The sequence below is a fragment of the Streptomyces sp. NPDC043176 genome (assembly GCF_056436715.1).
The window spans coordinates 22,461-42,546 of sequence record NZ_JBWKCA010000009.1 but is presented as its reverse complement, the minus strand read 5'-3'; the positions used below and the strand labels follow the sequence as shown (position 1 = coordinate 42,546).

The window sequence follows — 20,086 nt, the reverse complement described above, 5'->3', positions numbered from 1 at the left end:
AGGTTCCATCCCGAGTGAGAGAGAGATCCGCGTGTACGCCATCGTGCGCAGCGGTGGTCGCCAGCACAAGGTTGCTGTCGGCGACATCGTTGAGGTTGACAAGATTTCCACTGCCAAGGTTGGCGACACGGTCGAGCTCTCGACCCTGCTCGTTGTCGACGGCGACGCCGTGACCAGCGACCCGTGGGTCCTGGCCGGTATCAAGGTCACGGCCGAGGTCGTGGACCACCACAAGGGCGCCAAGATCGACATCCTGCGCTACAAGAACAAGACCGGCTACCGCCGTCGCCAGGGTCACCGCCAGCAGTACACGGCGATCAAGGTCACCGGTATCCCCGCGGCTGCGAAGTAAGAGGGACTGAGACATGGCACACAAGAAGGGCGCATCGTCCACCCGGAACGGGCGCGACTCCAATGCCCAGCGGCTCGGCGTGAAGCGCTTCGGCGGTCAGGCCGTCAACGCTGGTGAGATCCTGGTCCGCCAGCGTGGCACCCACTTCCACCCGGGCGCGGGCGTCGGCCGTGGCGGCGACGACACGCTGTTCGCCCTGCAGGCCGGTGCGGTGCAGTTCGGCACCCACCGTGGCCGCAAGGTCGTGAACATCGTTCCGGTCGCCTGATCGGAACTCTTTGCGGAGGCGGACCTCACTTCCCGTACGGGAAGCGGGTCCGCCTTTCGCGTGTTACTAGATAGACATTCCGCACGTAATTTCTCTGGAGGCACACCCATGACCACCTTCGTGGACCGCGTCGAGTTGCACGTCGCCGCGGGTAACGGAGGCCACGGCTGCGCCTCCGTTCACCGGGAGAAGTTCAAGCCGCTCGGCGGCCCCGACGGCGGCAACGGCGGCCGCGGCGGTGACGTGATCCTGGTCGTCGACCAGGCGGTCACCACGCTGCTCGAGTACCACCACTCTCCGCACCGCAAGGCCACCAACGGCCAGCCCGGCGCCGGCGACAACCGCTCCGGCAAGGACGGCCAGGACCTGGTCCTGCCCGTGCCCGACGGCACCGTCGTCCTCGACAAGCAGGGCAACGTGCTCGCCGACCTGGTCGGCCAGGGCACCACCTTCATCGCGGGCCAGGGCGGCCGCGGCGGTCTCGGCAACGCGGCGCTCGCGTCCGCCCGCCGCAAGGCCCCCGGCTTCGCGCTCCTCGGCGAGCCCGGCGAGGCGGGCGACGTCGTCCTGGAGCTCAAGACGGTCGCCGACGTGGCGCTCGTCGGCTACCCGAGCGCGGGCAAGTCCTCGCTCATCTCCGTGCTCTCGGCCGCCAAGCCGAAGATCGCCGACTACCCCTTCACGACGCTCGTCCCGAACCTGGGCGTGGTCACCGCCGGCTCGACCGTCTACACGATCGCCGACGTCCCCGGCCTGATCCCCGGCGCGAGCCAGGGCCGCGGCCTGGGCCTCGAGTTCCTCCGCCACGTCGAGCGCTGCTCGGTGCTCGTCCACGTCCTCGACACGGCGACGCTGGAGTCCGACCGCGACCCGGTCTCCGACCTCGACATCATCGAGGAGGAGCTGAAGCAGTACGGCGGCCTGGAGGACCGGCCCCGGATCGTCGTCCTCAACAAGATCGACATCCCGGACGGCCAGGACCTCGCGGACATGATCCGCCCGGAGCTCGAAGAGCGCGGCTACCAGGTGTTCGAGGTCTCCGCCGTGGCCCGCACCGGCCTGAAGGAGCTCTCCTTCGCCCTCGCCGGCATCGTCGGCGAGGCGCGCGCGGCCAAGCCCGTGGAGGAGGCGACCCGTATCGTCATCCGCCCGAAGGCCGTCGACGACGCGGGCTTCACCGTCACCTACGACGAGGCCGAGGACGTGTACCGGGTGCGCGGCGAGAAGCCCGAGCGCTGGGTCCGCCAGACCGACTTCAACAACGACGAGGCCGTCGGCTACCTCGCCGACCGCCTCAACCGCCTCGGCGTCGAGGACCGGCTGCTCAAGGCCGGCGCCCGCGCCGGCGACGGCGTCGCCATCGGTGCCGACGACAACGCGGTCGTCTTCGACTGGGAGCCCTCGATGATGGCCGGCGCCGAGATGCTCGGCCGCCGTGGCGAGGACCACCGCCTCGAAGCCCCCCGGCCCGCCGCCCAGCGCCGTCGCGACCGCGACGCCGCACGCGACGACGTCCAGCGCGAGTACGACGAGTTCGACCCGTTCTAGCAGGTCGGGTGGGGTGCGCCGGTCGCCCGGACGGCGTCCGGCGCGGCCACCCGGCGCGGCTGGGGCCCGGGTCGTCCCGCACCCGTCCCCGGTGGTTCGGGGGCGGGCCGGCCGGGGAAGGGGCTCCCGTACGATTCTCGGGTGAACGAGAGTGTCGCCCCGCGGGTCCAGGACCGTGTCAGTGTCGTCGTGATCGCCTACAACGACGCGGCGCGCGTCGGCGACGCGATCCGATCCGCCCTGGCGCAGGGCGACGCGGTCGGTGAGGTCGTCGTCGTCGACGACGCCTCCGGGGACGACACGCCCGGCGTGCTCGCCGGATTCGGGGACGAACCGCGGGTGCGGCCGCTGATCCGCGAGGAGAACAGCGGCGGCTGCGGCACGCCCCGCAACGACGGCATCGCCGCCGCGGTCCACCCCTACGTCCTGTTCCTCGACAGCGACGACCTCCTGATGCCCGGCGCCGTCGACGGGCTGCTCGCCGTCGCCGCGGAGCAGCGCGCGGACGTCGTCGCCGGCGTCTGCGTGCGGCGCGAGCTGCCCGAGGGCCGCGAGACGGTGTGGGCGCCCTCGCTGTACGACGTCTCCCAGGGCGCGACGCTCCCGGGCACCGTCCTCGAAGGCATCGAGAAACACCCCGAGTTCGTCCTCGACACCCTCTCCGTCAACAAGCTGTACCGCCGCGACTTCCTCGACGCGCACGCGATCCGCTTCCCCGACGGCGCCTTCCACTACGAGGACTTCGTCTTCAGCGCCCGTGTCCAGGCCGCCGCCCCGCGCCTGGCCGTGACCGACGTGCCGGTGTACGTGTGGCACGTGCGGCGTCAGGCCGCGACCCTCTCGATCTCGCTGCGCCGCGCGTCCCTGGCCAACTGGGAGCACCGGATCGCCGCGCACGCCGCCGTCGTCGACGTGTTCCGCGCCGCGGACCGCCCCGCGCTCGCGCTCGCCGCGCAGACGAAGTTCCTCGACTACGACCTCCCCATGTACCTGCGCGAGCTGCCGCAGCGGACCGCCGCCTACCGCGCCGACTGGTGGACTGCCACCCGCGCCCACCTGGCCGGATTCGACGCCGCCGCCGTCGCCGGGGCACAGGCGCCGTCCCGCTGGCTGCACGGTGCGCTCACGGCCCTGGCCGCCGCGCCCGAGGGCCGCGAGCTGAGCCGGTTCGTCGAGCTGGCCGCCCCGAGCCCCCGGCTCGTCCCCCCGTACCCGCGCGCCGAGGACGGCACCCCGGTGCTGGCCGCCGCCCCCGCCGACGTACCGCTGGAGGGTCTGGCGGAGCTGACGCCCGCCGACCTGCCGGTCGCCGTGGACGGCGTCGTCTCCGTCGGCGGGACGACCCGGCTGACCCTGACGGTGCACGACCTGTACGGCCGGGTCGGCGCGCTGCGCCCCACCGCCGTAAGGGTGGAGTTCACCGAACGGGTGTCCGCCGCGGAACTGCCGGTCGAGGCGCCGCTGGAGCCCGCCGGTGAGGGCTGGACCGCCACCGTGCGGGTGCCGACCGCGAAGCTGCTCCGCCCCGGCCGGCTCGCCGCCTGGTCGCTGCACGCCGAACTGCGCTACGCGGACGGTTCGACCGGAAGGGCCGAGGTGAGGGCGCCGCAGGGGTTCGCCGGGCGGCGGGGCGTCGTCGTCGGCCGGCTGGGCCGGCCCCTGCTCGTCCAGGTGGTGGCCTCGGCACGGCGCGGGCTGGTCCTCCGCCTCGCGGGAGGTGCCGTGGGCGCCCGCCAGGTGCTGTCGGGGCGATTCAGGAGGCTCCTCGCGATGCGGTGAACATCACCGAAGGTGCGGCGGAGCAATTATGGAACAATTCATCCCGCCGGTAGTCTTGCCGGTCGCTGGGTGGCGCCGACCGGACTCGCTGTGGCGGCACCCGACACCACTGAAGCCGCGACGCGCCGTGACCCAGGGCGCGGGCAGCGCCGTGGCGGGTCGGTAAGGCGCCGGATTCGCCGCACGCACTTGTGAGAGGACTTGGATGCCGACTAGCGACGTCCCTGATGTGAGCGTCGTCATCATCGTCTACAACGATGAGGAACGGCTCCCGCGAGCGGTCCGGTCGGTGCTCGACCAGACCCTGAACAACCTCGAAGTGATCATCGCCGACGACTGTTCGACCGATGGCACCGAGCGCGTCGCGCGTTCTCTGGAGGCCTCCGACCCGCGCGTGCGCTACGTGCGGCTGGAGCAGAACAGCGGCGGCTGCAGCGCACCCCGCAACCGTGGTGTCGAGGTCGCGCGGGCCCCGCACATCATGTTCCTGGACAGCGACGACGAGCTGCCGCGTCACGCCTGCAAGAGCCTGCTGCTCGTCGCCGAGGAGACCGGTGTCGACTTCGTCACCGGCGAGGTGACCCGTCTCTTCGAGGAGACGAACACCACGGGCCTCTGGTACCCGCACCTCTTCACCGAGCGCCGGGTCGTCAACGGCATCGCCGAGCGCCCCGAGTACTTCTTCGACCACCTGTCGACGAACAAGCTCTACCGGACCTCCTTCATCCGGGACAACGCCCTCACCTTCCCCGAGGGCATCCACTACGAGGACCAGCTGTTCTCCGCGCAGGCCTTCTCGCTCGCGGAGTCCTTCGCCGTCGTCCCGTGGCCGGTGTACACCTGGCGCCTCGCGCCGGAGAGCGTCTCCATCTCCTCCAGCCGGCACAAGATCCAGAACGTCGCGGACCGCATCGGCGTGGCCCGGCTCATCGACACCTGGTTCGAGGAGAACGGCCGCGGCGCGCTGCGGGCGGAGAAGGACTACAAGTTCCTCCGCCACGACTTCCGCCTGTACCTGGGCGACCTGCCGTTCCGCGACCTGGAGTGGATCGCCGAGTTCGCCGACGTGGTGAACCCGTACCTGGACGAGATCTCCGACGAGACCTACGCCCGGCTCTCCCGCGAGGAGCGCGTCTGCATCCACCTGCTGCGCACCGGCCGCCTGGCGGAGCTCCAGGTCGCCGCCCGCCAGCTGGGCCGCCCGCAGCTCGCCCCCCGCTTCATCACCGAGGAGGGCGAGGCCACCTACTGGGGCGCCGAGACCCCCGCGGACGACGCGAGCCGCCGCGAGCTGGACATCAGCGAGTGGCACATGCGCCGCCAGGTCCTCGCCAGCGGACGCCTCCGCCACGAGCTGACCTCCGTGAAGATGCGCGGCCCGGTGCTGTGCCTGGAGGTCCGCACGTACGACCCGTCCGGTCTGATCACCGACGGCACCGTGGCCACGGTCAAGCTGGCCGCCCACAAGAAGCCGCTGTCCGTGCCGCTGGTCCTCCGTCCCGACGGCGACGGGCAGTACGTGTCCAAGGCCGAGGTCGACCTGCGCAAGGTGCCCGTCGGCAAGGTCGGCGTCGCGACCCGCCGGCACCCGGTGATCGCCCTGGAGCGCGACGGCGCCCACCGCACGGACGTTCTGCTGGCCGAGCACGACCAGCCCGACTTCCGCGCCACCGTGACGTACCACAAGTTCGGCATCCACTACCTGCGCGTCAAGGCGGAGCAGAAGGGCGCCGGACGGCTCGAGGTGACCTGGCAGCGGTCCGGCGTCCTCAAGACGCTGGAACCGCTCGGCCCCTACGCCCGCAAGGCGAAGGACAAGGTCGGCAAGGTCAAGAAGATCCTCGTCGGCAACGAGGGCAAGGCCACGGCGTACGACGTCGTCTCCAAGCTGCCGCGCAAGCGCAGCCTCGCCGTCTTCGAGGCGATGGAGGGCCGCGGCTACGCGGACAACCCGCGGTACATCTACGAGGAGCTCAAGCGCCGGAACCTCCCGATCGACGTGGTCTGGGTGTACTCCGGCAACCGTGCCTCGTTCCCGAAGGACGTCCCGGTCGTCCGGCGCGGCAGCTTCGCGTACGGCCGCGCGCTGGCCCGGGCCACCTACTGGGTGGACTCCCACAACCTGCCGTACCTGTACCCGAAGCCGAAGGGCACCCGGTACCTGCAGACGTGGCACGGGCAGACGTTCAAGGCGATGGGCTTCGACGTGCCGTCGCTGCGCCAGGCGCCGGCCGCCGAGCAGGAGGCGTTCCGGGCGGGCGTGGCCCGCTGGGACGCGCTGGTCTGCCCGAGCGCCGAGTTCGAGCGGACCTTCGTGCCGGCCTTCGAGGTCTCGGCCGACCTGATCCGCTCCGGCTACCCGCGCAACGACGTGCTGGTGCGCTGGGCCGAGCCGGAGCAGCAGGCCAGGGTCGCCGCCGCCCGTGAGGCGCTGCACATCCCGGCCGACCGCAAGGTGCTGCTCTACGCCCCGACGTTCCGCGACGCGGCCCGCCGCACGGGCCAGTCGGTCCGGGTGGACTTCGAGGAGCTGGCCCCGTACCTGTCCGACGAGTGGGTCGTCGTCGTGCGCACCCACCCGTACGACCGGTTCAAGATCGCCCCGGAGCTGGGTCACTTCCTCCGCGACGGGTCGACGTTCGCCGACATCAACGACCTGATGCTGCTGTCGGACGCGGTCCTCACGGACTACTCGTCGCTGATGTTCGACTACGCCAACACCGGCCGTCCGATCCTGCTCTACACGGACGACTACGAGGCCTACCGGGGCGGTGACCGGGGCACGTACTACGACCTCGAGGAGATCGCGCCCGGGCCGATGCTGACGACCACCGAGGACCTCGCGGCCGCCGTGCAGGACCTGGACGGCGTCCAGGAGCGGCACGCGCAGCGGTACGCGCGCTTCCAGGAAATGTTCTGCTCGTACGAGACCGGCCACGCCAGCAAGATGGTGGTCGACGCTTTTTTCGAAGGCGGCACCCATGACTGAGGCCTCTCCTGCCCGTAAGAACGTGTTCTTCGTCGGTATCGACGTCGACTCGATGGGCGGATCCCAGCGGGTGCTGCACACCCTGGCCCAGGGCATGGGAGAGCGCGGTCACCGGGTGGAGCTGATCGGCATCCGTCCGAGCCCCGAGCCCTTCCCGTACAACGCCGAGCGCTCGTACCGGCACTCGACGCTCTACGCGGCCCCCGTCGAGCCCAAGGCGCCCGTGCGCACGGTCGGCGACCGGCTCAGCCTGGCGCGCCGCGCCGAGACCCGGCGGACCCGTGCCGAGCGGGACGCCGCGCGCGCGGACATCGAGCGGAAGCTCGCCGAGGTGAAGGACGGCTACATCGTCTTCGGCTCGCCGTGGGCGGTGGACTGGATCATGCCGCTGAAGTGGCGGCACCTGAAGGGCATCGGGCAGTACCACGAGTCCTTCGCGCAGGCCAAGCGCAGCGCCAACCTGTCGCTGATCCGGCGTCACTACCCGGAACTGGAGCAGACCCTGGTCCTCTCCGAGGGCGACGCGGTCGAGTTCGTCAACCAGCGCGTGCCGAACGTGCGGGTCATGCCGAACCCGCTGCCGTTCTACCCGGACGAGAAGGCCCCGCTCGACACCCGGAAGATCGGCGCGGTCGGCCGTCTCGACCCGATAAAGCGGTACGACCGGATGATCGAGGCCTTCGCGCAGGCCCACCAGGGCCGCGAGGGCTGGGAGCTGCACCTCTTCGGCGAGGGCCCGCTGGAGAGCGAGCTGCGGATGACCGCCGCCGACCTCGGCGTCACCGACCAGGTCGTCTTCCGGGGTACGGCCAAGGACATGGCCGCCGCCTACCGCGAGCTGTCGATCGTCGCGATCAGCAGCGAGCGGGAGGGCCGCCCGATGGCGCTGGCCGAGGCCGCCGCCTGTGGTGTGCCCTGTGTGAGCTTCGACGTCTCCGGCGGCGTCCGGGAGCTCGTCGCGGACGGTGTCACCGGCACCCTGGTGCCGCCGGCCGACGTGCCGGGCCTCGCCGCCGCGCTCGGCGAGCTCATGGACGACGACGCCCTGCGGCAGCGCTACGGCAGCGCCGGCCGGGAGCACGTCGCGCACCTGGCACTGCCGCACGTCCTGGACCAGTGGGAGGCGGCGTTCGAGGAGATCGATCGCTAGCTCCCGTCGGGCAGCCCGTCCGGAAGCCCCGCCCGGCCCCGTGCCGGGCGGGGCTTCCGCGCGCCCCGGGCGGTTCGGGGGCTGTGGCTACACTGTCCGAATGACCTGGCTCATCACCGGCGGCGCCGGTTACATCGGTTCCCACGTCGTCAAAGCAATGACCGAGGGCGGCGAGCACGTCGTCGTGGTCGACGACCTCAGCACCGGCAACCCCGCGCGCATCCCCGACGGCATCGTCCTGGAGCAGGGCACGGTCCTCGACCGCGCGTTCCTCGACCGGGTGCTGCGCGAGCACCGGATCAAGGGCATCGTCCACCTGGCCGGCAAGAAGCAGGTCGGCGAGTCCGTCGAGAAGCCGCTGTTCTACTACCACGAGAACGTGACGGGCCTCCAGGTCATCCTCGACGCGGCGGTCGCCGCGGGCGTGAAGAGCTTCCTCTTCTCCTCGTCCGCCTCCGTCTACGGCATGCCCGACGTCGACCTCGTCACCGAGGACACCGAGTGCCTGCCCCTCAGCCCGTACGGCGAGACCAAGCTCGTCGGCGAGTGGATGGCGCGCGCCGTCGGCCAGGCCCACGGCCTGTCCACCGCCTGCCTGCGGTACTTCAACGTGGCGGGCGCCGCCGCCCCCGAGCTCGCCGACACCGGTGTCTTCAACCTGGTGCCGATGGTCTTCGAGCGCCTCGACGCCGGCGAGTCCCCGCGCATCTTCGGCGACGACTACCCGACGCCGGACGGCACCTGCATCCGCGACTACATCCACGTCGCCGACATCGCCGACGCGCACCTGGCCGCGGCCCGCGCGCTCGTCTCGGCGGGCGAGGCCGGCGAGACGGCCACGCTGACCCTGAACATCGGGCGCGGCGAGGGCGTGTCGGTGCGCGAGATGGTGAACCTGATCAACGAGATCACCGGTCACAGCGTCGAGCCCCTGGTCACCCCGCGTCGCCCCGGCGACCCGGCGCGCGTGGTCGCCTCGGCGGAGCGCATCGAGTCGGAGCTCGGCTGGAAGGCGCAGCACGACGTCCGCTCCATGATCAGTTCCGCCTGGGAGGGCTGGGGCGCGAACCGCGCGGCCCGCGCCGCCGGCTGACGCGGCCGGCCCACCGGCACAGCGGGGTGTCCCCACGGGGGCACCCCGCTTCCGCGTGCCTCAGGGCCTGTCCTGTCCCCGGGGCCGGTGGATCCGGTCCACGCGGTAGTACGTGGCCGTGCACCGCGCCGCCCAGTCGCGCTCGTACGAGGAGGCGAACAGGGGCTCGCTGAGGCCGCCGATGAGGAGCGGCTGGTAGGCGACGTTCCGGGCGCCCGCCGCGACCTCGCTCCGGATGCGGGCGTTCTGGCGGTCCCAGGCGACGCTCCGCACCACCGTGGTCGTGGTCAGCTCGTGCACCGGCTGCACCAGGGCGGCCGCGCTGCCGAGGGCGACCGCGCCCGCCGCGACCAGGGCGGCGGCGCGTCCCGCGGGGCGCGGGACGGGTGCCAGGAGGCGCCGGCCCAGCAGGTGGCCGCCCCACGCCCCGTACGCGCAGAGGGCGAGCAGCAGCGGGAACAGGAAGTTCGTCCAGGTGCGGCCGTAGGTCCAACCGGTGTCCCCGTAGCCGCTGCGCAGCCCGTGGACGACGGCCAGGCCGGCGAGCATGACCAGCGGGACCGGCAGGACCACCACGACGAGGAAGAGCCGGCGCGGGGGGAGACCGGCGGGACGGTCGCGGCCGCCCGCGCGGTGTGAGGGGCCCGGGCGCTCGGTACGGCCTGTCCGCGCCGTCCGGTCCGTGCGCGGCCGGGCCGCGGCCAGTGCCAGGCCGAGGAGGGCGCCGACGGCGACGGCACCGGCGTACGCGCCCTGGCCGCCGATCGTCTGCCAGACGCGCCACCAGTCGTGGAAGGTGTCCCCGAGCCCGGCCAGCGACAGCGGTTCCTGGGGGTGCTGGGCGCGCCGCCAGCGGGCGCCAGGCGAGGTGAAGAGCAGGGTGAGACCGATGCCGAGCCCGAGGCAGGCGGCCGCGCACCAGGTGGAGACGTACCGGTCCCCGGCCCAGCCGAGCCGCGGCAGACAGAGGACGCCGGCGGTGGCGGCGAGCAGCCCGGCCACCAGGGTGAAGGGCTCGCTGAGCATGCCGAGCGCCACCCCCGTCACCAGCGCGGATCCCACCGCCGCGCTCCGGGCCCACCGCGGACCGCCGCGCGCGGCGGCGACGGCCGCGAGGACGGCCCAGAGCCCGATCACGCTCGGCAGGGTGTGGGAGACGGTCGCCGGCGCCCAGAGCAGCACCTGGTACGAGCGGGTGCCGGCGAAGAACAGCAGGGCCGCGAGCAGTGCCGCGGCCGCGAGCAGCGCGGCGCGCGGCCGGGGGAGGCCCAGGGCGCGCAGGGCCGCGCGGCCGAGGAGGAAGAGGCCGCCGACGAGCGCGACCACGAGCAGGGCGGGCAGCAGTTTCGGGCCCCGCATGTCGCCGGAGTAGATCAGGCCGGTCAGGAAGGCGTTGGTGACGCGTCCGTTCTGGGTGCTGTAGAAGTCGGCGGTGATGCCCAGGACGCCCATGTCCCGGGTCTTCCAGAGGGCGCACCAGTCGTCGGAGGTGGGGCGCACGTAGAGGCCGAGGAAGGCGCCCACCGCGAGGAGCGCCGCCGAGGCGGCGGCGACGACGAGCGCGACCCCGGAGGCCGCGCGCCGCAGGCCGTCCCCGCGCGTGCCGTCGTCCTCCCCTTCGTCGTCGTGCGCCGGTGCGTCGCCGTGCTCCGAGGCGGTCGTCCTGTCCAACGGTCATCGCTCCAGCCGGCCACGGTCCGTGGCACGTCGTCCTAATGGGTGACGAATGGGTGAAAATGCCACGTATATCAATATCTTCCCCGCATGCTTTGCTGCATGGACGACATGCCGACCGGGGGCGGTCACTCGGGCGACGCACGGTCGTCACCGCCGCTCCGTACCGTGGCCGGGCCGCTCGAAGACGAGCTCGATGGCGGTCCTTCAGGACGTACTCTCGCCCATCCCTCTGGAGTGACCGTTCCATGACCAGGCTTTCCGTCGTCGTCCCCTGCTACAACGAGGAGGACGTCGTCGAGCGGTTCGACGCCCGGATGCGACAGGTGCTCGACACCCTCCCGGTCGGCTACGAGATCTGTTACGTGGACGACGGCAGCTCCGACGGAACGCTGGGCAAGCTGCGCGAGATCGCCGCCCGGCACCCGCACCGCACCCAGTACGCCTCCTTCAGCCGCAACTTCGGCAAGGAGGCCGCCATGCTCGCGGGCCTCCGCAAGTCCACCGGCGACGCCGTGGTCATCATGGACGCCGACCTCCAGCACCCGCCCGAGCTGCTCGCCCGGATGCTCGACCTCTACCACCAGGGCCACGACCAGGTCATGGCCCGGCGCACCCGAGAGGGCGACAAGAAGCTCCGCTCGGCGCTCAGCCGGGTGTACTACCGGGCGGTCAACCGCTGGGTCGACGTCGAACTCACCGACGGCGTCGGGGACTTCCGGCTGCTCTCCCGCCCCGCCGTCGACGCGCTGCTGTCGCTGCCCGAGTACAACCGCTTCTCCAAGGGCCTCTTCTCCTGGATCGGCTTCGACACCGTCACGTTCGACTACCAGAACGCCGCACGCGAGGGCGGCGAGACGAAGTGGAAGTTCAGCTCCCTGCTCAACTACGGCATGGACGGGCTGATCTCCTTCAACAACCGCCCCCTGCGCATCGCCCTCTGGCTCGGGATGACGCTCAGCGGCCTCGCCGTCCTCTACGCGGTCTGGGTGACCGCGGCCGCCCTCACCCAGGGCGTCACCGCCCCCGGTTACGTCACCCTGGTGGCGATCATCGTGGGACTCGGAGGCGTGCAGATGGTGATGCTGGGACTGATCGGCGAGTACATCGGCCGCATCTACTACGAGACCAAGCGCCGGCCGCACTTCCTCGTCAAGGAGACCCACCGCTCCTTCGGCCGCGCGGCGGCCGAACGCGCCGCCGCCGAGCGGATCCGCGTGGTGACCGCGGACCGGGAGCGCTGATGGCGGCGGACGGGGGCGACCCGCCCGTCGAGGGCGACGCGGCGGCGCCTTCGACGCGCCGCGCGCGCCTCGCCCAGATACTCCGGTTCGCCCTGGTCGGCGGGGTCAACACCGGCACGTTCTTCGGGTGCTACCTGCTGCTCCACCCGTGGATGCCGTACTTCGCCGCCTACTCCCTCGCCTTCCTCCTCAGCATGGTCGGCTCCTTCTTCCTCAACACCTACTTCACCTACCGCACCCGCCCGACCTGGAAGAAGTTCGCCCTCTTCCCGCTCACCAACGTCACCAACTACCTGGTGCAGAGCGTCGGTCTCTACGCCCTCGTCACCTGGGCCGGGATGGACGACAGGATCGCGCCGCTCGTCGCCGCCGTCGTCGCCATCCCCTTCACCTACCTCGTCTCCCAGCGGATCCTGCTGCCCCGGAACGCCCGGCAGGCCCCCGCCGAGTCCGGTCCAGGAAGCGAAACGGACGAGCGGCGGCGCTCCCGGCTCGCGTAGATTGCCTGGCAGCCGTGGCGGGGAGCGCGCGGCCGTGGACAGCCGGGTGAGGCCGCGAGGCCGAGTGAGGACGACGCAGGTGGCAACGCAGGTGACGGGACAGACGGACGTGACGAGGCAGTACGTGACGGAGGCCCGCAGGATCGTCGTCAAGGTCGGCTCCTCCTCCCTCACCACCGCGTCCGGAGGCCTCGACGCCGACCGCGTCGACGCCCTCGTCGACGTACTCGCCAAGGTCCGCAGCGGCGGCGAGAAGGAGATCGTCCTCGTCTCCTCCGGCGCCATCGCCGCGGGCCTCGCCCCCCTCGGCCTCACCCGCCGCCCCAAGGACCTCGCCCGCCAGCAGGCCGCCGCCAGCGTCGGCCAGGGCCTCCTCGTCGCCCGCTACACCGCCTCCTTCGCCCGCTACGGCGTCCGGGTCGGCCAGGTCCTCCTCACCACCGACGACACCAGCCGCCGCGCGCACTACCGCAACGCCTACCGGACGCTCGACCAGCTCCTGGCGATGGGCGCGCTGCCCGTCGTCAACGAGAACGACACCGTCGCCACGGACGAGATCCGCTTCGGCGACAACGACCGGCTCGCCGCGCTCGTCGCCCACCTCGTCCGCGCCGACCTGCTGGTCCTCCTCTCCGACGTCGACGGGCTGTACGACGGCGACCCGGCCAAGCCCGGCACGTCCCGGATCGCGCAGGTCACCGGTCCCGAGTCGATCGCCCACGTCGAGATCGGCGCGGCGGGCAAGGCCGGCGTCGGCACCGGCGGCATGGTCACCAAGGTCGAGGCCGCCCGGATCGCCGCCGCCGCCGGCATCCCCGTCGTCCTCACCTCCGCCAGCCGTGCCGCCGACGCCCTCGCCGGCCGCGACACCGGCACCTACTTCCACGCCACCGGCCGCCGCTCCGCCGACCGGCTCCTCTGGCTCGCCCACGCCTCCACCCCGCAGGGCTCCCTGACCCTCGACGACGGGGCCGTGCGCGCCGTGGTCGAGGGCAAGAAGTCCCTGCTCGCGGCCGGTGTCGCCGCCGTCGAGGGCGACTTCGTCGCCGGTGACCCGGTCGAGCTGCGCGACACCGCCGGCCGGGCCGTCGCCCGCGGCCTCGTCAACTTCGACGCCAAGGAACTCCCCCGGATGCTCGGCCGGTCCACCCGCGAACTGGCCGGGGACCTCGGACCCGAGTACGAACGCGAGGTCGTGCACCGCGACGACCTCGTCGTCATCGGCTGACCGTCCCACGCCCGGTCGACGGACCACGCCGAAACGGCTGAAAGTCCGGCCATCCGGAAGGGACGTTTACCAAAACCGCCCCATCTGCCGCCTCGGACTGGTCAACTTTGTCTCGGGGGTAAGACAAGGCGGGGTACAGCACCACACGCATCACACAGGAGGCCGCCGGTGAGACGAGCGCGCCCTGGGGCACCGCCCCGCGGGACTGCCGAACGCGCCCTGACCAGTGTCGAGGCCGGAGCCGACTTCGACGAGGTACGGGACAGGTCGACGGACAGGAAGACCGAGACCACGACCGAGACGCGAGGGTCACGCGAGACACGTGAGGTACGCGGCAAGGAGCAGCCCGAGTCCAAGCTCTGGCACATCACCCTCAGCGTCTCGGGCGTGGAGTCGCCGCTGAAGGAGGTCCGCCGCGGGCTCGAGCAGCTCGCCCACGACCACCCCTTCCTGCTGACCAGCCGCTACGCCAACGACCACGCCGAGATCCGCTACTGGGAGGAGGCCCGCGACCTGCACGACGCCGCGGCCGTCGCCCTGCGCCTCTGGGGCGAGCACCGGCAGACCGCCAAACTGCCGCCCTGGGAGATCGTCGGCCTGGAGGTCATCGACCGCGAGACCTACCACCAGCGGATCGCGGAGGGCTACGGCCCGCCGCCGGCCGCCCCGGTCGGCGTCCACCCCTACTGAGCACCGGCGCCCCGGCCCGGAAGCGGGGCGCGTCCACATGGCGGGCCATGTCTCGGAGTGCGGGATACGTGAGGGATGTCCGCAGCGGTGCCAGTACCCTGCGGACATGACCTCGCTCACGCCCCTCGACAACCTCTCCCCGGTCGCCCGGGCCGCGTACCGCGCCCGTGGCGCCGCCGCCGAAATCGCGCCACTCCCGCGCGCGGCCAAGGACGACGCCCTGCTGGCGATCGCGGACGCCCTCGAAGTGCGCACCGCCGAGATCGTCGAGGCCAACGCCGAGGACATCGCCAAGGCCCGCGAAGCCGGGACCAGCGAGGCCATCATCGACCGGCTCACCCTCACGCCCGAGCGCGTCCGGGCCATCGCCGCCGACGTCCGCGACGTCGCCGCCCTGCCCGACCCCGTCGGCGAGGTCGTCCGCGGCTCGACCCTCCCCAACGGCATCGACCTGCGCCAGGTCCGCGTGCCGCTCGGCGTCGTCGGCATCATCTACGAGGCCCGCCCCAACGTCACCGTCGACGCCGCCGCGCTCTGCCTCAAGTCCGGCAACGCCGTCCTGCTCCGCGGCTCCTCCTCCGCCTACGCCTCCAACACCGCCCTGGTGACCGTCCTGCGCGACGCCGTCGGCGGCGCCGGACTGCCCGCCGACGCCATCCAGCTCGTCCCCGGCGAGTCCCGCGAGTCCGTCCGCGAGCTGATGCGCGCCCGCGGCCTCGTCGACGTCCTCATCCCGCGCGGCGGCGCCTCCCTCATCCGGACGGTCGTCGAGGAGTCCACCGTGCCGGTCATCGAGACCGGCACCGGCAACTGCCACGTCTACGTCGACGCCCAGACCGACCTCGACATGGCCGTCGACATCCTCCTCAACTCCAAGGCCTCGCGGGTCAGCGTCTGCAACGCCGCCGAGACCCTCCTCGTCCACCGGGACGTCGCCGAGGCCTTCCTGCCCAAGGCCCTCGCCGCCCTCGCCGAGGCCGGCGTCACCGTCCACGCCGACGAGCGCGTCCTCGCCCTCTCCGAGGGCTCCAAGGCCACCGTCGTGCCGGCCACCGCCGAGGACTGGGAGACCGAGTACCTCTCGTACGACATCGCCGCCGCCGTCGTCGACTCCCTCGACAAGGCCGTGGAGCACATCCGGATGTGGTCCTCCGGTCACACCGAGGCGATCGTGACCACCTCGCAGGCCGCCGCCCGCCGTTTCACCCAGCTGGTCGACTCGACCACGGTCGCCGTGAACACCTCCACCCGGTTCACGGACGGCGGACAGTTCGGCTTCGGCGCCGAGATCGGCATCTCGACCCAGAAGCTGCACGCCCGCGGCCCCATGGGTCTTCCCGAGCTGACGTCGACCAAGTACATCGTCACCGGTGACGGTCACGTGCGGTAACACCACCTTTCGGTACGGGCGGGGAGGGTTCGCACTCTCCCTGCCCAAAACCACCTCGCGGGTCTACTCTGAATCCGTGCCGGACGACGTGGGGGGCCAGCCGTTCCAGGACGGCGGGGACCCCGAGGACCGTGTCGACCGCGGAGGCGCCGACGAGGTCTACGCCGACGTGGTGTTCGACGAGGACTTCGTACGGGCCGCCACCATCCACGAGCCGACGGCGGTGGAGCGGCTCCTCGCCGCCGCCCAGGCCCGCGCGGAGGCCGAGGCGGCCCGCGCCCGCGCCGGTGTCGGAGCGGGCGACGACGACCCCTACGAGGACGCCCACGACCCCGTAGGCCTCACCTACGAGCCCGACGACGTCGGCGACGACGCCAGCCCCTACGGGCGCCACGGCGGCGCCCTGCGCCCCTACCGCGGCTCCGCCCGCTGGCACCGCCCGGTGGCCTGGCTCCTCGCCCTCGTGATGGGGATCGGCATGGTCGCCCTCGCCTTCAGCGCCGTCTACCGGGGCGCCGCGAACAACCGCGACGACCAGGTCCCGCCGCCGGCCACCACCGGCGTCGACACGCCGAAGCCGCTCCCCGCCCCGCCCGCGGCCCACGCGCCCGCGGCCCGGTCGGCCGCGCCCGAATAGCCGCCGCCGCCCGGCCCCGCCGACGCCGGGTACACCCTGACGGCGGAATTCTTCCGAACTTGTCGTGTACCTGGGCGTTTACCGAAGCCCCCGCGGACCTACCCTGAAGGTATGGCAGGGCGTGGCGACCCGCCTGAGGGGACACCCGAGGGGTTCCCCGGCGGTGAGGACGAGTACCGATCCGTCGTCTTCGACGAGGCGTTCGTCCGCGCTGCCCGCCTCCAGGAGTTCTCCGCCCAGGAGCGGATGGGCGAGCACGCCCGGGCCGTCCGGAACCGCCCCTCCGCCTGGGAGGGCCGCAGCAGTTCCCGCCAGGCGGCCATGCTGGTCCTGCTGATCCTCCTCGCCTTCGGCACCGCCATCTACCTCGGCGTCCGCAACCCCTACCTGCCCCCCGTCGACCAGCGGGCCGAGCCCCTGCGGACCACGGTGGTCCCCCTCGCCCCCCTGGGCCCGGTCCCGGGCGGCGAGCCCTCCCGGCTCTTCGCGGGCAGCCCGGCTGCCGAATACCGCACCGGCGCCGCCGGCATCAACCTGCCGGTCGCCGGACGCACCTCCCACTTCGCCGAGAGCCAGGTCGTCACCGCCCTCGGCATCGCCAAGGACTACCTGGTGGCCTCCTCCCTGGAGCCCGACGTCCTGTCCGGGTCGACCGTCCGGCCCGTCCGGCTGCTGCTCGACCCCGACCAGCTGGAACAGTTCGACCGGAGCATCGAGTCACCCGTCGACGACGGCCGCCACGCCCTCGCCGGCTGGCTCGTCCGCTTCGACCCCCGGCAGGCCGTCGTCGCCGACCCCGCCACCCGCGTGCAGGGCACCCTCCGCTTCGAGGAGACCGGCCCCGACACGCTGGACGTGACCGCCGACCACACGTACACCTACGCGCTCCGCCCGGCCGTGCAGGGCGCGGGGCCGGTCGCCGCGGCGTCCCTCTTCACCGTCCACCGCCAGGTGCACTTCCGCTTCGACCGCGACGACCTGCGCCTGCACCGGGCCGAGCTGCTGACCAGCACCGTCGAGGCCGGACCGCAGGCCTGCGGAACCGACGCCACCGGCTCGCTGAAGCCGCTCCTGGCCGGGGCGCGGGTCCCCGACACCGGTGGTGGCCCGGCGGTCACCGACCCGTATGCCACGGGCCGGCCCGCCGCGCCCTCGCTCTGCGGAGCCCTCGCGCCGAGCGCTCAGCCCTCGCTCTGACCGTCCGGGGCGCCGCCGGTGCCCCGGTCCCCGGCGTCCGGCTTCCCGGGGCCCTGACCGGCCCCGAAGCGGTTGCGCAGCCGGCCGCCCAGGTCACCGGCGCCACCGGCTATGTCCCCGACCAGCTTCATCAGCGGATCCTTGCTGGTCCGCACCGTCTCGGCGTAGTGCCCGGCCGACTCCCGGAAGGAGTCCGTGACCGAGGTGTCCTTGTCCTCCGAGCGCTTCGGGTAGTGCCCGTCCATGATCCGCTGGAAGTCGCGGCTCTCCGACCACTTCTTCAGCTCCGCCGCCCGGACGGTGGTGAACGGGTGCGTGCGCGGCAGCACGTTGAGGATCTTCAGGACCGAGTCCCGCAGGTCCCCGGCCTTCTCGTACTCGTCGGCCTGGGCGAGGAACGCGTCCACGTTCATCTCGTGCAGGTGGTTGCCGCCGGCGATCTTCATCAGGCCGCGCATCGAGGCCTGCACGTCCTGCCCGACCAGCAGGCCGGCCCGGTCGGCGGAGAGCTCCGACTTGCGGAACCACTCGCGCAGCGCCGTCACGATGGCCATGATCGCCACGTTCCCCAGCGGGATCCAGGCGACCTTGACCGCCAGACCCGTGAGGAAGAGCAGGATCGTGCGGTACACGGAGTGGCCGGAGAGCGCGTGGCCGACCTCGTGGCCGACGACCGCCCGCATCTCCTCCTCGTCGAGGAGCTCCACCAGGCCGGTGGTGACCACGATGATCGGCTCGTCCAGGCCGATGCACATGGCGTTGGGCTTCGGGTCCTGCGCCACGTACATCGGCGGGACCTTCTCCAGGTCCAGGATGTAACAGGCGTCCCGCAGCATGTCGTTGAGATGACTGAACTGGGCGTCGCTCACCCGGACGGAGTCCGAGAGGAAGAGGAGTCGAAGGCTGCGCTCGGGCAACAGGCCGCTGAGCGCCTTGAAGACCGTGTCGAAGCCGCTGAGCTTCCGCAGGGCCACCAGGGCCGAGCGGTCGGCCGGATGTTCGTAGGCCCGCGAGGAGATGCCCGGGAACCGCTTCCGCTGCCTGCTCGGCACGTTCCCCTGGTCGTTCTCGGTCATGGATGCCCCCTGTTCGTACGAGTCGGTGCTCGTCCCCCTGACTGAACCCAGACTAGGCGCTGGCGTTACGGTGTGCCGGAGCCTGGGGATAACTCGGGCACCACGGACGACCTAGGAGCACGACCGACATGCCGGACACCGTCGAAGTCGCAGCCGCCCTGCTCGCGGACGCCGCCGCACCAGGTCTGGGGAACACACTCCGGATCGTGCTGCTCGTCTCCCTCGTGGGCGGCGCCCTGCTCGCCTGGTTCCTGCTGCGCGGCTACGGCGGCGACGACGCGGACGCCGCCGACACGGCCGGCGGACCCGCGAGCCGTACGGACGGCGACACGGACCACGACGCCAAGGCCTGAGTCGGCGTGAGCGCGTCGGGACGGCCCGCATACGATGTGCGCGAAGTCTCCGCTCCCATCCCCGATCGATAGGTCTGCTGAAGATGAGCCTCCACAGCACCGCCGCCAACCTGGTCACTCTCGCCGAGGGCGCCGAGCACGGCGGCAACCACGAAAGCCTCAGCCCCTACCTCACCGGCTTCGGCGCCTTCGGTGCCCTGCTCCTGCTGCTGTGGATCACCACCCGCTTCAACCGCGACCGCTGATCCGGCGCCCACTGATCCGGCGTCCGCTGCCGTGCCAGTAGGCTCTGCACGCATGGGAGAGCAGGAAGTGCCTACTGGCGGGCGCGGGAAGCGCCGAGTCGGCGTGATGGGCGGAACCTTCGACCCGATCCACCACGGACACCTGGTGGCGGCGAGCGAGGTGGCCGCCCTGTTCCACCTGGACGAGGTGGTGTTCGTACCGACCGGGGAGCCGTGGCAGAAGAGCCACAAGGCGGTCTCGGCGGCCGAGGACCGGTACCTGATGACCGTCATCGCCACGGCGTCCAACCCGCAGTTCTCGGTCAGCCGCATCGACATCGACCGCGGCGGCGCGACGTACACCATCGACACCCTGCGGGACCTGCGTTCTCTCAACAGCGACTCGGACCTCTTCTTCATCACCGGGGCCGACGCGCTGTCGCAGATCCTCACCTGGCGCGACGCCGAGGAGCTCTTCTCGCTCGCCCACTTCATCGGTGTCACCCGACCGGGCCACGACCTCACCGACGACGGACTGCCCAAGGGCGGGGTCTCGCTGGTCGAGGTCCCCGCGCTCGCCATCTCCTCCACCGACTGCCGGGCGAGGGTCGCGCAGGGCGATCCGGTCTGGTACCTGGTTCCGGACGGCGTGGTGCGCTACATCGACAAGCGCCAGCTGTACCGCGGCAAGTGA

The 20,086-nt window shown here is 72.0% G+C and carries 19 protein-coding genes; 17 read left to right on the top strand and 2 right to left on the bottom strand.

Annotation, left to right across the window (positions count from 1 at the left end; genetic code table 11):
* Positions 1 to 31: 31 nt before the first annotated feature.
* The 7 genes from rplU (at position 32) to galE (ending at position 9,179) form a co-directional block, all read left to right on the top strand.
* Entirely contained in the window at positions 32 to 352 is a 321-nt protein-coding gene (gene rplU, locus AC067A_RS16870; protein ID WP_015033583.1) for a 50S ribosomal protein L21, read from the top strand.
* Between the two features lie 13 nt (positions 353 to 365).
* A complete protein-coding gene (rpmA, locus tag AC067A_RS16865; protein WP_003976205.1) occupies positions 366 to 620 on the top strand; it encodes a 50S ribosomal protein L27 in 255 nt (84 codons plus the stop codon).
* A 108-nt stretch (positions 621 to 728) separates the two neighbouring features.
* Positions 729 to 2,168 (top strand): GTPase ObgE, encoded by a 1,440-nt coding sequence (gene obgE, locus AC067A_RS16860; RefSeq protein ID WP_478620524.1) that lies wholly within the window; start codon positions 729 to 731, stop codon positions 2,166 to 2,168.
* Between the two features lie 141 nt (positions 2,169 to 2,309).
* Positions 2,310 to 3,947: a glycosyltransferase family 2 protein gene (locus tag AC067A_RS16855; protein ID WP_478620521.1), complete on the top strand. Its 1,638-nt coding sequence runs from the start codon at positions 2,310 to 2,312 to the stop codon at positions 3,945 to 3,947.
* 205 nt (positions 3,948 to 4,152) lie between these two features.
* Positions 4,153 to 6,936, top strand: coding sequence for a bifunctional glycosyltransferase/CDP-glycerol:glycerophosphate glycerophosphotransferase (locus AC067A_RS16850; protein ID WP_478620518.1), 2,784 nt, complete (start codon positions 4,153 to 4,155; stop codon positions 6,934 to 6,936).
* Positions 6,929 to 8,086 carry a glycosyltransferase gene (locus tag AC067A_RS16845; RefSeq protein ID WP_478620515.1) on the top strand — a complete coding sequence of 386 codons (1,158 nt, stop codon included), beginning with the start codon at positions 6,929 to 6,931 and terminating at the stop codon, positions 8,084 to 8,086. The genes AC067A_RS16850 and AC067A_RS16845 overlap by 8 nt, the downstream gene beginning before the upstream one ends.
* Positions 8,087 to 8,186: 100 nt before the next feature.
* Positions 8,187 to 9,179 (top strand): UDP-glucose 4-epimerase GalE, encoded by a 993-nt coding sequence (gene galE / locus AC067A_RS16840; RefSeq protein ID WP_478620513.1) that lies wholly within the window; start codon positions 8,187 to 8,189, stop codon positions 9,177 to 9,179.
* 60 nt (positions 9,180 to 9,239) lie between these two features.
* On the opposite strand, the gene AC067A_RS16835 is transcribed toward galE, so the two are convergent.
* Positions 9,240 to 10,850, bottom strand: a complete 1,611-nt coding sequence (locus AC067A_RS16835) for a hypothetical protein (RefSeq protein ID WP_478620511.1) — start codon at positions 10,848 to 10,850, stop codon at positions 9,240 to 9,242.
* A 251-nt stretch (positions 10,851 to 11,101) separates the two neighbouring features.
* On the opposite strand from AC067A_RS16835, the gene AC067A_RS16830 reads away from it, so the two are divergent.
* The 7 genes from AC067A_RS16830 to AC067A_RS16800 all read left to right on the top strand — a co-directional run bounded on the left by AC067A_RS16830 (position 11,102) and on the right by AC067A_RS16800 (position 17,739).
* A complete protein-coding gene (locus AC067A_RS16830; RefSeq protein ID WP_017239297.1) occupies positions 11,102 to 12,097 on the top strand; it encodes a glycosyltransferase family 2 protein in 996 nt (331 codons plus the stop codon).
* A complete protein-coding gene (locus AC067A_RS16825; protein WP_478620508.1) occupies positions 12,097 to 12,597 on the top strand; it encodes a GtrA family protein in 501 nt (166 codons plus the stop codon). Before AC067A_RS16830 ends, AC067A_RS16825 begins: the two co-directional genes overlap by 1 nt.
* A gap of 124 nt (positions 12,598 to 12,721) precedes the next feature.
* Positions 12,722 to 13,825, top strand: coding sequence for a glutamate 5-kinase (gene proB / locus AC067A_RS16820; protein ID WP_479243432.1), 1,104 nt, complete (start codon positions 12,722 to 12,724; stop codon positions 13,823 to 13,825).
* Positions 13,826 to 13,993: 168 nt separating this feature from the next.
* Positions 13,994 to 14,515 carry a hypothetical protein gene (locus AC067A_RS16815; protein WP_478620506.1) on the top strand — a complete coding sequence of 174 codons (522 nt, stop codon included), beginning with the start codon at positions 13,994 to 13,996 and terminating at the stop codon, positions 14,513 to 14,515.
* Positions 14,516 to 14,621: 106 nt separating this feature from the next.
* Positions 14,622 to 15,905, top strand: a complete 1,284-nt coding sequence (locus AC067A_RS16810) for a glutamate-5-semialdehyde dehydrogenase (RefSeq protein WP_478620503.1) — start codon at positions 14,622 to 14,624, stop codon at positions 15,903 to 15,905.
* 76 nt (positions 15,906 to 15,981) lie between these two features.
* Positions 15,982 to 16,542 (top strand): SCO2584 family spore wall biosynthesis protein, encoded by a 561-nt coding sequence (locus tag AC067A_RS16805; RefSeq protein WP_478620501.1) that lies wholly within the window; start codon positions 15,982 to 15,984, stop codon positions 16,540 to 16,542.
* 111 nt (positions 16,543 to 16,653) lie between these two features.
* The gene (locus AC067A_RS16800) at positions 16,654 to 17,739 is read left to right on the top strand and encodes an SCO2583 family membrane protein (RefSeq protein WP_478620498.1); all 1,086 of its coding nucleotides are present in this window, start codon (positions 16,654 to 16,656) and stop codon (positions 17,737 to 17,739) included.
* Here AC067A_RS16800 and AC067A_RS16795 read toward each other — a convergent pair.
* A complete protein-coding gene (locus tag AC067A_RS16795; protein WP_478620496.1) occupies positions 17,724 to 18,815 on the bottom strand; it encodes a M48 family metallopeptidase in 1,092 nt (363 codons plus the stop codon). The two genes, AC067A_RS16800 and AC067A_RS16795, sit on opposite strands and share 16 nt — an antisense overlap.
* A gap of 128 nt (positions 18,816 to 18,943) precedes the next feature.
* On the opposite strand from AC067A_RS16795, the gene AC067A_RS16790 reads away from it, so the two are divergent.
* From AC067A_RS16790 to nadD, 3 genes are all read left to right on the top strand, one after another.
* Positions 18,944 to 19,168: a hypothetical protein gene (locus tag AC067A_RS16790; protein ID WP_479243438.1), complete on the top strand. Its 225-nt coding sequence runs from the start codon at positions 18,944 to 18,946 to the stop codon at positions 19,166 to 19,168.
* Between the two features lie 83 nt (positions 19,169 to 19,251).
* Complete coding sequence (locus AC067A_RS16785; protein ID WP_187282665.1) at positions 19,252 to 19,413, top strand: hypothetical protein; 162 nt, start codon at positions 19,252 to 19,254, stop codon at positions 19,411 to 19,413.
* 52 nt (positions 19,414 to 19,465) lie between these two features.
* Positions 19,466 to 20,086, top strand: a complete 621-nt coding sequence (gene nadD, locus AC067A_RS16780) for a nicotinate-nucleotide adenylyltransferase (protein ID WP_478620492.1) — start codon at positions 19,466 to 19,468, stop codon at positions 20,084 to 20,086.